This window comes from Pedobacter cryoconitis (genome assembly GCF_014200605.1).
Lineage (GTDB): Bacteria > Bacteroidota > Bacteroidia > Sphingobacteriales > Sphingobacteriaceae > Pedobacter > Pedobacter cryoconitis_B.
In genome coordinates, this window is sequence record NZ_JACHCE010000011.1 from 74,523 (window position 1) to 89,692 (window position 15,170).

Here is a 15,170-nt window from a genome sequence, read left to right on the forward strand (position 1 = left end):
ATATTACCCGCTTTTTTATACCGGTTTATTGTAATTTCTCCTGGCTTTCATGCCATTTCGAAATCTTGATAAATGTATCAATGAACTGTTCATATTTTTTGGCGCCAACCAATTTAATATAATCAGAGGTCACTTCATCTGCCATTTTACAAATGGTGTCATGCAATTTCTTTCCATCTTCAGTCAAAAAGATCATAATTGACCGGGCATCTGTCTCGCTTTTCCGGGTATAAGCAAGACCTAATCTTTCCAATTCCTTAACTGTTTTACTCACTCCCTGTTTGGTTACCATAATCTTATTGACCAGATTATGGTTGGATATACCCTGATGACCAATATTCATAAAATATGGCATAAAGGTTATGTTGAAATCACTGTGCACCAGGTTAGCCAGTTGATCAGCAGCAAGTTTATCGGTATGATGTTTTAAAATATAGAGTTGTTTAAAAATTAACCTATCCTGATCGAAAGCATATTCCATAATGCAAATTTAGTATAAATATTATTTATTCAATACTTAACAATCGTGTCATTTCAATCTAATATTGACATTATTGTTAATAAAATAAGTAAACTAAGTTGACTACATTAGTCAACTTAGTTTACTTTTGTCGCGTTAAATATATATTATGGAACCAGAAGAACAAACTCAATCCTCCGTTAAAAAAGTTGTAAAACCACTAATTATTGGCGCTCTGGCCATTTGTATTGGTTATTTCGCTTTTAACAAAATTTCCCATTCATTGACTTATGAAAGTACAAACAATGCACAGCTTGAATCAAATGCTGTCCCCGTACTGAGCAGAGTATCTGGTTATATCAATGATTTTAGACTATTGGATTATCAGCAGGTAAAAAAAGGGGATACCCTGGTGGTGATCGATGACAGCGAGTATATTTTAGCAGTCAGACAGGCTGAAGCAGATCTGTCTTCAGCAAAAGCAGATCTGAGCAGTGCTGAATCTCAAATTCCAACCATTGGCTCTGATCAGGATGTTGCGGCTGCAGGGATCAGTGTAGAAGAAGTAACGCTCAGACAGGCAAAACGTGATTTGGCCCGCGATGAAACCTTATTTAAAGAAGGCTCAATTACACAAAGACAATTCGAAAGAAGTCAGTCTTCTTATCAGACTGCTGTTCAGATGCTGGCTTCCAGTAAAAGTAAGCTGAAGCAGGCAGGTACGCAGAGAGGAAATGCAAATGCAATGATCCAGCGTGCAAAAGCAAATATTGCTGCCCGTGAAATTGCACTCGAAAAAGCTAAACTGAATTTAAGCTATACAAAGATTATAGCACCTTCTACTGGTAAACTAGGAAAAACCAATCTTAAAAGCGGACAATATGTGCAGGGCGGGCAGCAACTATTTAACCTGGTGAGCAATGATAATTACTGGATCGTAGCCAATTTCAAAGAAACCCAGATTGAACATATGAAAGTCGGGCAGCCGGCAGATATTGTGATAGATGGCTATCCTGATCAGAAAATTACGGGTACTATATCAGGTTTCAGTGATGCTACAGGAGCAAAATTTTCTTTGCTGCCACCAGATAATTCTACCGGAAACTTTGTGAAGGTTACACAGCGTGTTCCCGTTATTATTCAAATCAATAAAGCAGAAGCACTTCAGGGAATGCTGAAAGCTGGTTTGAGTGCAGACATCGCTGTAAAGGTAAAATAACCATGGATAATTTCAATGTTACCAAATTTTAAAATGGAAGGCGAAAGAAATAAATTTATAAAAATACTCATTGTAATTACCTGTATTACCGCGGCCGTCATGGAGCTGATTGATACCTCGATTGTCAATGTTGCACTAACCAATATTAGCGGGACGCTGGGGGCAACACTTGAAGATGCATCGTGGGTAGTGACGGCTTATGCCATTGCAAACGTAATTGTTATTCCGTTAACAGGATTTCTGAGCCGCTATTTTGGAAGGAAGAACTATTACCTCGCTTCAATTATCCTGTTTACACTGGCCTCTTATATGTGTGGCAATGCAGGTTCTTTATGGATGCTTGTGTTCTGGAGGTTTGTACAGGGAGTAGGTGGCGGTGCACTGCTTGCGGTTTCGCAGGGGATCTTGTTTGATCAGTTCAAACCTGAAGAAAAAGGAATTGCTGGTGGTATTTTTGGGATGGGTATAGTAATCGGACCAACGATAGGTCCCATTCTTGGTGGATATATCGTAGATAACTATCATTGGGCATTGATATTTGATATCAATATTCCTATCGGAATAGTTGCGGCTTTGCTAACCTGGAAATTTGTGGACAAAAAAGCTGATGAATATAATATTGACCGAAAATCTATTCCAATTGACTATATCGGTATTTTATCATTAACTATAGGTATAGGTGCACTCCAGTATATTCTGGAAAAAGGGCAGTCTGATGATTGGTTTGAGGATGAGACCATCCGTTACCTGACTGCTGCTGCTATATTAGGACTTGGCCTGTTTATCTGGTGGGAACTGACTACTAAAAACCCTGCAATCAATCTGAGGGTTATGAAAAGCAGAAACCTGATTGGAAGTAATATCCTGACTTTTGTATGCGGTTTTGGTCTATTTGGCTCTGTTTATCTGTTTCCGGTAATGGTTCAGAGAGTTATGGGGTATACGCCCACAGAATCTGGTTTATCAATGATTCCGGGTGCACTGGTTACCATATTTGCGATGCCATTTATTGGGGCAGGCTTAGGGAAAGGAATAAAGCCAATTTACTTTGTCTCTCTGGGTTTTGCCCTGTTTATTTTACATGGATATACTTCTTCACAAGCTGCCCCGGACGCTGATAAATGGTGGTTTATCATCACCCAGATCTGTCGCGGGGTAGGTACAGGCTGTTTAACTGTCCCTTTGTTAACCCAGGCTGTAGTAGGCTTAAAAACAGAAGATATGCCTTATGGTATCTCTCTCAATAATATGTTCCGGCAGCTAGGAGGGGCATTTGGGATTGCAATTATGAATACTTACGCTACTAACCGTTTTGCAACGCACCGGATGGACCTGGTTTCTAATCTTCAGGAAAATAACCCGCTTTTAAACGAGCGTCTCTATGGGATAACACAAGGGATGATTGCTAAAGGAATGAATCCTTCAATAGCCAGACAGGCTGCAAATGGGGTATTGGATCACAGTTTATCTAATCAGGCACAAATGCAGGCCTATTTAGATGGTTTTCTGCTGATCGCTATTTTCTTTGTCTGTACAATCCCATTTATGCTCCTGTTAAAAAATGAAACGATGGATGCTGAAACAAGGGCAAAAGTCGCTGCTGCAGCACATTAATATGAACGCTGTCAATTGTTATTAATCATAAAAATATGAAAAAGTTATTCCTTACTATAACCCTGGTTTCTCTGTTTTTTGCTTTGCATGCGCAGGAAAACGAGGGAACTCTTAAAACATTAATTGCTCAGTCATTTACCTATTTCCCTCAGTTCAAAGAACTGGGACAGGCTGTAGATGTCGAACAACAACGTATCACTCTGGCCAGATCTGCAGGTCTGCCTTCTGTACAGGCAACTGGCAGCTACAGATACACGAATCCAGTCTCTGAGATCAGTATTCCTGCCGGGGATAAGGTTATTAATTTCAATATTATGCCTAAAAGTAATTACAATACCTCTCTAGATGCAAGCTATACAATTTGGGATTTTGGTGTAGTTAAAGCAGGCGTAGACCGTGCTAAAGCAGGTTTGCAATATGCTAAAGACAACCTGGAATTTAATCAGAACCAGATGGCATTTCAGGTGGGTGGTATTTATTATCAGATCGCTTATCTTAAAGAAGCAATCGCAATACAGGATAGCGTGATCAGCTTTCTGGAAGACAATAGGAAAGATACCGAAATAAAATTTAAAAATGGAGACGCCCTTAAATACGATGTACTCTCCATTCAATCCACTATTGATCAGGAAAGAAACCGTAAGATAGACCTGCAAAATAGTCTGAATAAGCAATATGCTTTAATGGAGTATGCTACAGGAACAAGAATTAAGACCGGTTCTTCAAATTTTGTTTTCCCGGTAGAGAATAAATATGATCTGAATGAAGCGCTGGCCGAAGCACAAAATAATCATCCGGAATTCAGATTGATTAAGGATAGGGTTCAGCAGGCTGAAGCAGAACTTAAAGTCAGCCAGACTGGTGGTAAACCTTCACTGGTTATGAGCGGTGGTACTGGTTATAAAAATGGTTTTACGCCTGATCTTGATAAATTCCGGTATAATTATGCTGCAGGTGTAACCCTGAATATTCCAATCTACCAGGGTGGAAGAGCTAAAAAACAGATAAGGTTATCACAAAGCCAGCTTTTGCAAACTAAATTTTCGGAAGAAAGCCTGAGCAATGCTTACCGGAATGATATTCAGCAGGCTATGATTGATATTACAAGTAATACTTCCAGTCTGGTCAATTCCGGAAGACAGGTAACAGAGGCTAAAGAAGCACAAAAACTTGCGCATAGCCGTTATAGAAATGGAATTGGGACTTACCTGGAATTGACTAATGCAAGTACCAATGTACAAAAAGCAGAGTTAACCAATTTACAATACAAATATCAGTTATGTGTTGCACAGCTTACAATTGCAAAATTAACTGGTTTAAAATATTGGTAGATAGAATTAAAAATATGTCTCAGTTTATACTCATTATTTCAACAGTTATCAGGACGCCATTTGATCTGGATAGTATTAAAAAGGCGATTACTGGTTTTAGCAGTATTATCGAATGGAGCCAGGATCTTGATGACACTGATAAAATTCTTCGTATAGTAGCTGATGAAGATATCAGTAAAAAACTAGTACAACAACTGGAAAGGGTAGAAGTGCATGCAGTTTTATTAGACGTGTTTGAGAAAAGAGGAGGTAAACTCCTTTAATTTTTTTGAATTGAGGGTTCTTGTTTATATATTGACATGAACCCTTTATAAACCGGCGCTGATTTTGCGGGATATAATTTATAACCGAAAGCGCTAAAGGTTATTGCCGGATAAAAACAGGAAACATGGAAGTCAAACTTTTTCGGGTATCTAACAGACTGATAAAAAATCAGTGTTATCTTATTTATGAAGGTAATTCGGGTATTCTGGTAGATCCTGCCTGGGATTATGAGTTGATTAATAATTTTCTGAAAGATAATCTGATTTCGTTGAAAGGGGTTCTTTTAACGCATTCACATCGTGATCATACAGATCTGGCTGCTGTTTTTGCAGAAGAATATGCTGCCCCTGTATATATGTCTGCAATTGAGATCAGTGCTTATAACTTCAATTGTCTGCATCTGATTGCTGTGCAGCATTTAGAAGAACTGATCATTGGCAATTTTACTGTTAAAGCTTTATTAACTCCCGGTCATACTCAGGGTAGTACCTGTTATCAGATTGGTGATCATTGTTTTACAGGCGATACTATCTTTATTGAAGGTGTAGGGCTTAGTGATGATCTGCTGGTAAATTCTTTATTTGATTCTGTACAATTTATAAAGAAATATCTTCCGCCTCAGGTGCTGATCTGGCCAGGGCATTCTTTCGGACAAACCCCAGGCAGGGAACTCAGCTTTTTGTTCCGCAATAATCTCTATTTTTTGCTGAACACGAGAGAAGCATTTGTGAATTTCCGGATGCGGAAAAATCAGCCTGATCCTCTTGCTTTTAAATAAGCCGGCTGATTTCTACCCTGAGGATTTTAGTAATCTGAGCCTGTTGAGCGATAATTCAAGGCTTTTTATAACACTTTTTTGGTCTTGAACAAACACATGCTTTATTACTAGCAGATCACCACGTTTCCGGTTTTTCTTCTGATCTTTGTTAATACGTTGATTTCCTGTGAAATGACATTAATCCTGTTTGGTTTAGATGGAATCACTATTACAGGGCTAGTTAAACACTGGAGTAATTAGTTTTTTTTCAAAAAGTAATTCACTTTCAATTCAGTGTTTATCCGATAAAAACCGGACAAGGTTTGAAGCACCTCTGGAGCATCTCTGAATGATGCCTGGACAAGTTGCGCTTAATATGTTGGTATACAGTGACTTACGTGAAGGTTCTTCAGCCTGTTTTTTTGAGGTATAATTATCCGTTTTTGCGTTGTTTTTCAGCAGGATCGTGCTGTTTTTTTAGCGTAAAAATCGGGGCGATGCTGTTGTAATTGTATATTTGGTATTCTTGAATATGACGCGTTCAGTATTGATTTGTATATAATGAAAAAGATAATAAAAGTGCCTGCCCAGCTTGTCAATGGTGAAACTTCACAAAATAGTTTGGTCCTTGATGAGTGTACAGTAATTGAACAGTGCATTCACCATGTGGAAGAACAGGGGACCATGTATCTTGAAGAACATGTATTGTTTTTTATCTTAGAAGGAAGTGTTACACTTACTTATGGAAAACAGACCTGCCAAATTGGGAAAAATGAAATGATCCTTTTGAAGAAGGCAACGGCTGTTCATTATGAAAAGAAGGGGAGCCCTGATCTGAACGCTATTTATCACGGGGTAATTTTTAGTATAAAAGATGTGCTGATCAAGTCTTTCCTTGCCTCTGTAGAAAAAATAACCCCAAAAGAAACCGAAGAGGTAGCTGAATCCGGGGTGTATCCTATGACCGAATGCCTGATTACATTTCTGGAATCTCTCAAACCCTATTTCCATGACAGTTCTGGAGTCTACCCAGGTCAGCTTCGTCTGAAAATGATGGAAATGTTGTATCATATGGCAATAGGCAACCCTGCTATGTTTCAGCAGATCTTACAAATTTATCAACCGCTACGTACTGAAATCCGTCATATTGTGGAACAACATTATGCTTCACCAATTTCACTTAAAGAGCTGGCCTATCTGTCTGGAAGAAGCCTTTCGAGTTTTAAAAGGGATTTTCAGGCAGTCTATAATATACCTCCAGCCACCTGGATAAGGGAGAAACGTCTTGAGAAAGCAAAAGAAATGCTGGAGAGGACCCAACTCTCAGTATCGGATATCTGTTTTTCACTGGGATTTGAAAACGTTTCGCATTTTTCAAGGATCTTTAAAAATTATTACGGACAGGCACCTACGTTTTACCAGATTTGATTTTTTTAATGTGCCTTTCTGCATTCTGCCCTGCTTTTTAAAATTGGACTAAAAAGAAAAATTATCCGGACGTTTTAGAAAAATGTCTGATGATTGGACACTTTATTTTTGCAGGATAAAATAATTAATTTAAAAAAATCGGTTATGACATTGTTAAACGGGAATATCAGTACCATTGAAGATTACAAAGAAGTTAATTCAGTACTTGAGCGTTATGCAGAAGGTCTGAGAACAGGAAACGTAGAGGAGCTGCAGAAAATTTTTCATCCGGACGCGATTATGTACGGGCATTGGGAAGAGTACCTTATTGAGGGAAATATTACAAATCTGTATGATTCCGTGGCAAAGCACGGCCCGGCACCTGAGCTGAAAACTCAGATCGATGTTTTGCATAAAACAGCAACCACAGCTACAGGCCGTGTAGAATATGAAAAAAATGCGGCGGGCAAGGATGGTATTGATTATCACTCATTGCTGAAAATCAATGGAGAATGGGTAATTATATCGAAAGTATTTCATGTCTATGAAAAATAGCCATTTTTTTTTCGTTAATAGCACTTGCAAATTACGGAAGAACAGCCTCACATTTCTGTGGGGCTGTTCTTGATTCCGGGATTGTGTGAACCGAACTAATTTATTCTTTTGTAATTACTCTGAACGCTTACTCTGATCGACGTTAAGATTAATTTAGTGGCGCAAGGGCGCTTTTTGAGTTAATTTGCACTACTTCTTGTTTATCAATTATATCGTATGATGTAATTTTTGATTGTGGAGTAAAAGTCCATTTTCCGAGGTCTACCATGCGGACAGTCCTGTTATTACGGCTATGGAAATAGTATATTTTGTTTTTCAGATCGGCTGCACTGGTCCATAAAGTTGTGTCACAAATTGGTTCACCTTTTTCATCTATACCTGATCTTGAAACACCCTTGGGTATGTCAAAAGAACTCAATATATGGAAAGCCTGTGTAACAGCGTCTAATGGTTTCTCAAAAGGAAATACGCTTTGGGTGAATGCAATAGCACGGATAAAGCGGGAAGGCGGTGTGAAGTCGCCTGGTAACCCAAGAAGACCACTTCCAAGTCCTAAAGCGGTTATTGTATCTTTTTTTGTCGATGTTGCTATATCGGTGGTATCAACAGATTTGTCTACAGGTGAAAGATTGACATAATTGCGAAGATTGGTTTGATGCCAGTCAAAAGTAGGATTATTGGTCAATACTCCCTTTGGGTTATCATAAATTTTTAATTCACCTTTTATACATTCAATTACAAGCGCATTGCCTTGTGCATCATGGATATTATAATGCAGGGGATAGGTAATTCCCTGCTTACCATTAACATTAGGTGCTCCCGTATTAATTTTTAGATTTTTGATGTATATTTTAACTTCTGCTACGGTTGTATAGTTAGAAAGTAACCAGGCAGGTACGTCTACAGAACTCAAAGAAAATTTAAGGTCAGCTGGTGCAATTTTCATATATTCTGCATAGCCATTATGGTAAAATGAGCCAACAGCTAATCCTTCGGAATTTATTCCGTCTGCAATAACTTCCCGGGCCATTCCGTTAATTCCTGTTATTGCATATTTGGATACCCAGGCCAATGCTGTGACCCCTGTCGTTATTGTGATTCCTCTCTGTGTTTTCCCTTGCGTCACTGCTGTTGGGTTACCATCAATATCAATAGCTTTAAATAAATGTCCCGCTGGGATAACCAGAACTGCTGAATTAAGAGGGCTTGAAAACTCCATAGTGCGCGCATAAATGGGGTCGCCACCTGTTGTTTTAATTTGAATTCCTGTACACATAATTTTTGTTTTAGATTTTAAAATAAGAATGACCGAAATTGAATTCAGTAGTTTGAATTACTGTTTATTTATACTGTATTTTATGTCTTTATTGTGTATATTTTTGTTTTATCAAAGGTATATTTTGTTTCTTATTGCGCTATATTCATTTCATTCAGTTAATTGTGTTTCGGATAGTCGACTTTATTTGCTTTTGAAGGTCGTTGTGACTTTTGTTCATTTCTTATTATTTATTTTTCGACTCTTTTAGTTAAATATTCGATAGTTATTGCCTTAATGACCCGCTGATTTATATGTCGGTTGCTTTATAATGATGATTTTGAATTAATCTTATGGATGATGTCACAGAAAGTTGGTTGCCTTAACAATATACTACAGGGCTAAAGAAGATAAGTCCGATAAACAGATCATACATTCCATGCTTGAATTATGCTGAGGATTATATGATGATACCAGAAAACATAAGCTTAGAGGAAGGGATAAATTACCAGAAGAAGACGAATGGCCGTATTTTGAAATCTTAAATCCTATATTGAGATTTTCTTTGGCTGAAATAGTGTCTTCTATTCTGTCTCTGGGATAATATTACAGAGACAGAAAGAAAGATCAGTGTGAGATATTTAAAGAGAGCCGGAAGCTGGGGATTTTGATTTATGGCTATTTTTGATTTGTTAAACTCTATTTATCCGGTAAACAGTTTTTATTTTGAGTTGCTTTCGTTAAAAGAGGATCAGCTGAGTTTTTAGTGATTTCCTGACAAGTTATTTTATTCAAATAACCGCTTTGTGTACTCACCACGCTGATATAGTTGACTTTACCTTCAACTACAGTTATCTTTAGCGGTACTGATTGTTTTCCGTTTGATATTCCTCAGCTTGCTACGCTAACGGTATGTTCGCCGGCACTGATATCTTGTATAGAAAAGGATTTTTTTTTAACTTACACGCCAATTGGTTATCAATATATAGTCTGTAATTGATTACAGCTCCTGTATAACCTGTAGCACGCATGAGATAAACCTGTCCGGTTTTATCCAGAGAAAAGGAACTGAAAGGCACAGTAAACATAAATGCTAAAAAGGAGAATATTTTAATAGTTTTCATCAGTTCAAATTTTAATATAGGCTCAATATATATAACTTTTTGTAAAATTCTATGGCAATGGGGGCTGATAATGCTGATAATTATAATTTACATCTGTAGATGTAGAAAGGTGGTGTTCCATCATCGGGTTTCCCGGTAAATCCTGTAGTACTATTCAATTGATTGGTAGAAATATATAACCATCCATCCTGAGCCAGGTATACATTGTCAGGCCACAACAACTTCTGTTCATTTTTTATAATGTTGCTCAGTTTTCCGTTAACATCCAATTTAGTAATGGCGTGCTCCTGCAGGTTCGTAAAGTAGTGATTGCCATCTGCATCTGTTAGTGCACCATCACTAAAAGGCTTTTCTCCAACTCTGGTAATCGAATGACCTATGGTATAGTTATCTTTTTGTTTCCTGAAAAGTTTTGCAGGTACTTTATACCAGGAACTACTGTTCATTGCACCAAAAAACAGGGTTTCCCTGTCAGCAGAAAGGGTAATTGGGTCGATAGCTACACGGGCTGGCTTTCCGCCAAAAAGAACAACTTTTCCATTGATGATCATGTCTTTATCTTCTGCCTGTAAAGAGGGGTGACCACTAAATCTTGTCGCTTTTTTAGTTTTCAGGTTTAAGGCAATAATCCCTGGATTGGCAATGTCAGCGAGGTAGGCCCATCCATTTTTTTCATCTATAGCTACATCCTGTGCAAAGGTACCTTTAGGGGCCACAGATGCCTGTAATTCTATTTTCTCTATCACTTTGTTTGTGCTGATATCAAATGCCCATAATCTCGTCTTTCCGAGTTCTAAACCCATATCAATTACCCACAGTTTATTGTTTTTATCAAAAATCAACCCCAGCATGGCATCAAATGTAGCGTCACTGGCTTTTTTATTGTTTTTCTGATAACTGGCATCCGGATAAGGAATAGCTTTTCCGCTGATGATTTCTACCAATTGTATTTTCTGGCTGCCCAATGGATGAATTGTTGCAAATACTCTTCCTTCGGCAGATACTGCAACATCTCCTGGACGTACATCCATTGCTGCTACTTCTTCGGGCTCTGGCTGTGTATTATTTTCCTGATCAACAGATTTTGTGTGCTGATTCTGTTTTAGTTCTTGTGCTGATATGGTGTTTGCGGTTAAGAATACGGCCATAAAAAACATTAGTTTTAATTTAATCATCTTGTTATTGTTCTTATAATATTTTTTGTTAATTGTTTCGATAGGGCAAATATGAACTGATTTCCTGATTTATATCAGTATAAATTTGCTATACAACAGTATATTTAGGCTAATTTGGAATTGAGCTTTGGTTATAGTTTATATTTGTATCTTAATTAATCAGCAGTTATGAACAGAGAAATCCTGTACGAACCTTTTGAGGTTGTTTATAAAAAATTAGATGAATGCCCTAAAGTAGAGTACAGACATTTATTCTTTGAGCTTGTCTATGTTTTATCCGGTACAGGTAAACAGTGCATTAATAATAATAAGTTCAGCTATCATGCAGATCACATGTTTCTGATTACCCCCGAAGACTGTCATTCTTTTGAGATTGAGACTACTACTGAGTTCTTTTTTCTGCGGTTTGGCAATGTGTATATCCGTTCAAAGGATTTTCATACGGATGATGTGAAAAGGCTGGAATATATTCTGAATAATGCGAGTCATCAGCCGGGCTGTATTCTCAATAACTTTTCTGATAAGCCATTGGTACGCTCATTGATTGAAGCAATGATGATAGAATATGTAAACCGTGATCTGTATAATAAGGAATTGATCGTTAAACTGGTGGATACGCTCATTGTAATCGTTGCCCGTAATATTGCGAAATACATGCCTGCTGCGGTTAAAGAAGGTACAGAAGAAAAGGCGCTTGAGCTTTTGAATTATATTCAGGCCAATATTTATAATCCTGAAAAACTGAGGGCGGAAAGTTTAAGCAACCAATTTGCTATCTCAGGTCATTATTTTGGTAAGTATTTTAAGAAACATACCAATGAAACACTGCAGCAGTATATCGCCAACCTTAGAATCAGGCTGGTAGAGGCGAGACTGCGTTTCAGTGATCTGCGTATTACTGAGATAGCCAATGAGCTTGGTTTTACAGATGAGAGCCACCTGAATAAATTCTTTAAATCACAAAAAGGTATTAGCCCTAAAGCATTTAGAGATGCAATGAATGGCTAATTTAGCTATTGAAAATACGTGGAAAGCGACGGCGGTTCGCATCTACAAGAATAGCGAGCTGATAATTATCTTCTGAATCTATAGCCAGGTTCTCAATATCATCAATAGGATAGGAAAAAGGGCTTTTACCGACTTTACGGTTGCCACCTTCCAGGAAGGTCTTACGGTTAAACACATGTAATATACCATCTTCTATAAAGGTGTTTGGACGGTCTTCACGTATAATATCTTTGTCGCTGTCGTAATATCTGCGATTAAGCGTTTTGATGGTAAAAACTGAATCGTGCCTGCGGTCTTCTGGATTGATTACATATTTATTGTAGTTTTCGATCACACTTTCGATTGTCTGTCGTTTGAGAAAGGGGAAAATTGGGCCGAGTTGCAGGAAATGCTCACCTTCTACGTGCTCAAGCAGGGCTGAAGTTAACTTATCGGAGGTAAGCTCTAATTCAGTTTCGTAAGGTTCTGCCGTGTAGACATTAATAACTTTTACTTTGTTTGAATGGGCGTAATTTTTTTTAATCCTACCAGAATCGGTGTTCACAATGATTTTAGCAATCTGAGGAATTGTTTCGAGTTTATTAATCATGACCTCGTAAAGCGGGCCGCCAGAGATGTATTCGAAATGTCTGCCGGGAAATAAAAAACCTGCTTCATCAGGGATTGAAAGGAGAGCTGTTAATGAATAGTTACTCATCGTTTGAGTTTTGTTGGTTTATAGTGCTAATGGTTATATACAATTCTGATATTAATTTTATTTTTTTCCTCACTCACTTTTATCTGCAAATGCTATTTTCTAAATTACATATTATCATTTAAGAATTACAATTATTTGTTTCTCTTAATTTTCTGGTTTTGCCAGTTCAATTAAATCAGGTTTTCTGGTTTCGTCTATCAATTTAAATTAATTTTTATGCAACATTTTGCTATAAAAGTTGTCTTTATAGAAAGACTGGATTATGAACTGAGAAATTTATGATCATTATTAATACTGTGTTAGACGAATAACTGTAAGATATATAAGGATTTACAGTGTTTTGGTTAAACTCTGTAAAGGCGAAAGCCAATTTAGTTAGTTAACATTGAAAGCATGCTCATGGTGGATACCACGCATGCTTTCTTAATAGGACAACGCCTAAGTTATTCCTATCCAGTTTCCATCATCGTCTTTAATAGTAGTATACGCGATAATTTTATATAATTATTTGCAAAAAAATACAAATTTGCATTATATTGCAAAATAGATTTTGTTTTATTATATACTATTTTTTATGAAGAAAGTTACAGGATTAATCGTTGTTGCAGGACTAACCGCTGCAGTCATCTCCTCATGCAGTTCCCCGAAGCCTAAGGATAACGAACTCTCCAGTGAGGAGAAAGCGCAGGGATATCAATTGCTATTCGATGGTAAAACCTTAAATGGCTGGCACCTCTACAATCAGGGTAATATTTCTTCGGCCTGGGTGGCCCAGAACGGAGAATTAATCTGTCTTCCTGGTACTGATGCCACACATGGAGATCTGGTAACTGATCAGGATTTTGAAAATTATGAGTTTAGTTTTGACTGGAAGATATCTAAAGAGGGGAATAGCGGAGTATTTATCAATGTAGTTGAACGGGCGGATATCCCTACTGCCTGGGCTTCAGGTCCGGAATATCAACTGCTGGAAAAGGGGCATCATGATTATGAGAAAGAAATGAAGCGTTCTGGTTGTCTCTATAATTTCTCTCCCCAGTTGAATCCGGCAGAACTTAAACCTTTAAATGAATGGAACCATTCGGTGATCAGACAACAGGATGGGAAGATTGAATTTATACTCAATGGGATAGTAACTGCTAAAGAAAACCTGAATTCAATTCACTGGAAAGAGGCAGTTGCGAATACTAATTTTAAGAATTTTCCAGAATTCGGGAAACATCTGAAAGGACGTATTGCCTTGCAGGATTGGAATAAAGGGATCTCATTTAAAAATATCAAAATAAGGAAATTAGCAAAGGCTGAGGTACATTCATAATGTACCCGGCCTTGGGCTAGATGATCTTAAGGTTCTTAAAACGCAGTTCGTCAAGTTTAGGGTCATTACTGGGAAGTTCAGTGATCAGCACATGAGTATTCTGCAGACCGCAGACTACAAAAGGTTCGTTAGTGCCTATTTTTCTGCTATTGCTGAGTACAACTACCTTTTTGGAACCTTTCAGCATTGCCTTCTTCACAGCACCATCTTCTCTCATTGATGCAGTGATGCCAAAATCTTTTGAGATTGCACAAGTGCCCATAAGATAAAGATCGACTACGAATTGAGCGGCCTCATCACAGGTTCTGGCACCTGTATTTGTTTGCGTATCTCTGTCATAGTTCCCGCCAAGTACAATGACTTCTATGTCGCGGAACTGGCCCAGCAAAGGAATCAAAGCTATATTATTTGTTATTACCCGCAATGAGGTGTTGGTAGGTAAACATTCTGCAATTGCACAAACTGTTGTTCCACCGTCCATGAATACTGTCATTCCGGGCTTAAGTAAAGACTGGGCCTTCATGGCGATCACTTCCTTTTCCGTAGATTGAAAATTAGTACGGTCCTGAAAGGAAAGGGGATTCTTGTTACGTGAAATTGCCCCACCTCTGACTTTTGATAAAAGACCATTATCATGCAGATAGTCAATATCCCTGCGGATAGTGTCCTCAGAAACTGAAAGATCTGCAGACATCACACTATAGGTGACCATATCTGTATTCTTCAGACTGGAGATTATATGCTCGAACCGTTTTTCTCTTATCATTTCATTGCAAATATAATTCTTTCATTGCATAAAACTTTCATTGCATAAAATCCCGGTATCATCTAATCGTGTAATCAGGAGACTTACGCAAGCAGCAAAAAATCCTGCGCTCTATTGCAGAGTTTAAAGCAAGAGCGCGTAAAATTTCAGATACTATTGAATTGAATTGATACAAGATAGCAAATTTCCAGGTTTTATGTCTTGCTATTATTTGCAAATT

General features: G+C 37.8%; 15 protein-coding genes. 9 read left to right on the top strand and 6 right to left on the bottom strand.

The features are described 5' to 3' along the window. Positions 1–25 precede the first annotated feature (25 nt). Positions 26–481: a MarR family winged helix-turn-helix transcriptional regulator gene (locus tag HDE68_RS23910; RefSeq protein WP_183884798.1), complete on the bottom strand. Its 456-nt coding sequence runs from the start codon at positions 479–481 to the stop codon at positions 26–28. Between the two features lie 148 nt (positions 482–629). On the opposite strand from HDE68_RS23910, the gene HDE68_RS23915 reads away from it, so the two are divergent. The 7 genes from HDE68_RS23915 (at position 630) to HDE68_RS23945 (ending at position 7,607) form a co-directional block, all read left to right on the top strand. Next, positions 630–1,679, top strand: coding sequence for an HlyD family secretion protein (locus HDE68_RS23915; protein ID WP_183884800.1), 1,050 nt, complete (start codon positions 630–632; stop codon positions 1,677–1,679). A 15-nt stretch (positions 1,680–1,694) separates the two neighbouring features. Beyond that, complete coding sequence (locus tag HDE68_RS23920) at positions 1,695–3,293, top strand: DHA2 family efflux MFS transporter permease subunit (RefSeq protein WP_260171853.1); 1,599 nt, start codon at positions 1,695–1,697, stop codon at positions 3,291–3,293. A gap of 35 nt (positions 3,294–3,328) precedes the next feature. Further along, the gene (locus HDE68_RS23925; protein ID WP_183884802.1) at positions 3,329–4,624 is read left to right on the top strand and encodes a TolC family protein; all 1,296 of its coding nucleotides are present in this window, start codon (positions 3,329–3,331) and stop codon (positions 4,622–4,624) included. 14 nt (positions 4,625–4,638) lie between these two features. Next, complete coding sequence (locus HDE68_RS23930) at positions 4,639–4,887, top strand: hypothetical protein (protein WP_183884804.1); 249 nt, start codon at positions 4,639–4,641, stop codon at positions 4,885–4,887. 125 nt (positions 4,888–5,012) lie between these two features. Beyond that, the gene (locus tag HDE68_RS23935; RefSeq protein WP_183884806.1) at positions 5,013–5,666 is read left to right on the top strand and encodes an MBL fold metallo-hydrolase; all 654 of its coding nucleotides are present in this window, start codon (positions 5,013–5,015) and stop codon (positions 5,664–5,666) included. Between the two features lie 540 nt (positions 5,667–6,206). Continuing rightward, positions 6,207–7,073 (top strand): AraC family transcriptional regulator, encoded by an 867-nt coding sequence (locus HDE68_RS23940; RefSeq protein WP_183884808.1) that lies wholly within the window; start codon positions 6,207–6,209, stop codon positions 7,071–7,073. 144 nt (positions 7,074–7,217) lie between these two features. Further along, positions 7,218–7,607 (top strand): nuclear transport factor 2 family protein, encoded by a 390-nt coding sequence (locus HDE68_RS23945; RefSeq protein WP_183884810.1) that lies wholly within the window; start codon positions 7,218–7,220, stop codon positions 7,605–7,607. A 148-nt stretch (positions 7,608–7,755) separates the two neighbouring features. On the opposite strand, the gene HDE68_RS23950 is transcribed toward HDE68_RS23945, so the two are convergent. From HDE68_RS23950 to HDE68_RS23960, 3 genes are all read right to left on the bottom strand, one after another. After that, positions 7,756–8,883, bottom strand: coding sequence for a linear amide C-N hydrolase (locus tag HDE68_RS23950; RefSeq protein WP_183884812.1), 1,128 nt, complete (start codon positions 8,881–8,883; stop codon positions 7,756–7,758). An 878-nt stretch (positions 8,884–9,761) separates the two neighbouring features. Further along, positions 9,762–9,986 carry a hypothetical protein gene (locus HDE68_RS23955; protein WP_183884814.1) on the bottom strand — a complete coding sequence of 75 codons (225 nt, stop codon included), beginning with the start codon at positions 9,984–9,986 and terminating at the stop codon, positions 9,762–9,764. Positions 9,987–10,066: 80 nt separating this feature from the next. Next, positions 10,067–11,134: an L-dopachrome tautomerase-related protein gene (locus tag HDE68_RS23960; protein ID WP_221300940.1), complete on the bottom strand. Its 1,068-nt coding sequence runs from the start codon at positions 11,132–11,134 to the stop codon at positions 10,067–10,069. Positions 11,135–11,329: 195 nt separating this feature from the next. Between HDE68_RS23960 and HDE68_RS23965 the strand changes: the two genes are divergently transcribed. Beyond that, positions 11,330–12,169: a helix-turn-helix transcriptional regulator gene (locus HDE68_RS23965; protein ID WP_183884818.1), complete on the top strand. Its 840-nt coding sequence runs from the start codon at positions 11,330–11,332 to the stop codon at positions 12,167–12,169. Between the two features lies 1 nt (position 12,170). On the opposite strand, the gene HDE68_RS23970 is transcribed toward HDE68_RS23965, so the two are convergent. Continuing rightward, positions 12,171–12,866: a hypothetical protein gene (locus HDE68_RS23970; protein WP_183884820.1), complete on the bottom strand. Its 696-nt coding sequence runs from the start codon at positions 12,864–12,866 to the stop codon at positions 12,171–12,173. 574 nt (positions 12,867–13,440) lie between these two features. Here HDE68_RS23970 and HDE68_RS23975 point away from each other — a divergent pair. After that, complete coding sequence (locus tag HDE68_RS23975) at positions 13,441–14,184, top strand: DUF1080 domain-containing protein (protein ID WP_183884822.1); 744 nt, start codon at positions 13,441–13,443, stop codon at positions 14,182–14,184. A 16-nt stretch (positions 14,185–14,200) separates the two neighbouring features. Here HDE68_RS23975 and HDE68_RS23980 read toward each other — a convergent pair whose 3' ends face one another. Continuing rightward, positions 14,201–14,950, bottom strand: coding sequence for a DeoR/GlpR family DNA-binding transcription regulator (locus HDE68_RS23980; protein WP_183884824.1), 750 nt, complete (start codon positions 14,948–14,950; stop codon positions 14,201–14,203). Between the last annotated feature and the right edge of the window lie 220 nt (positions 14,951–15,170).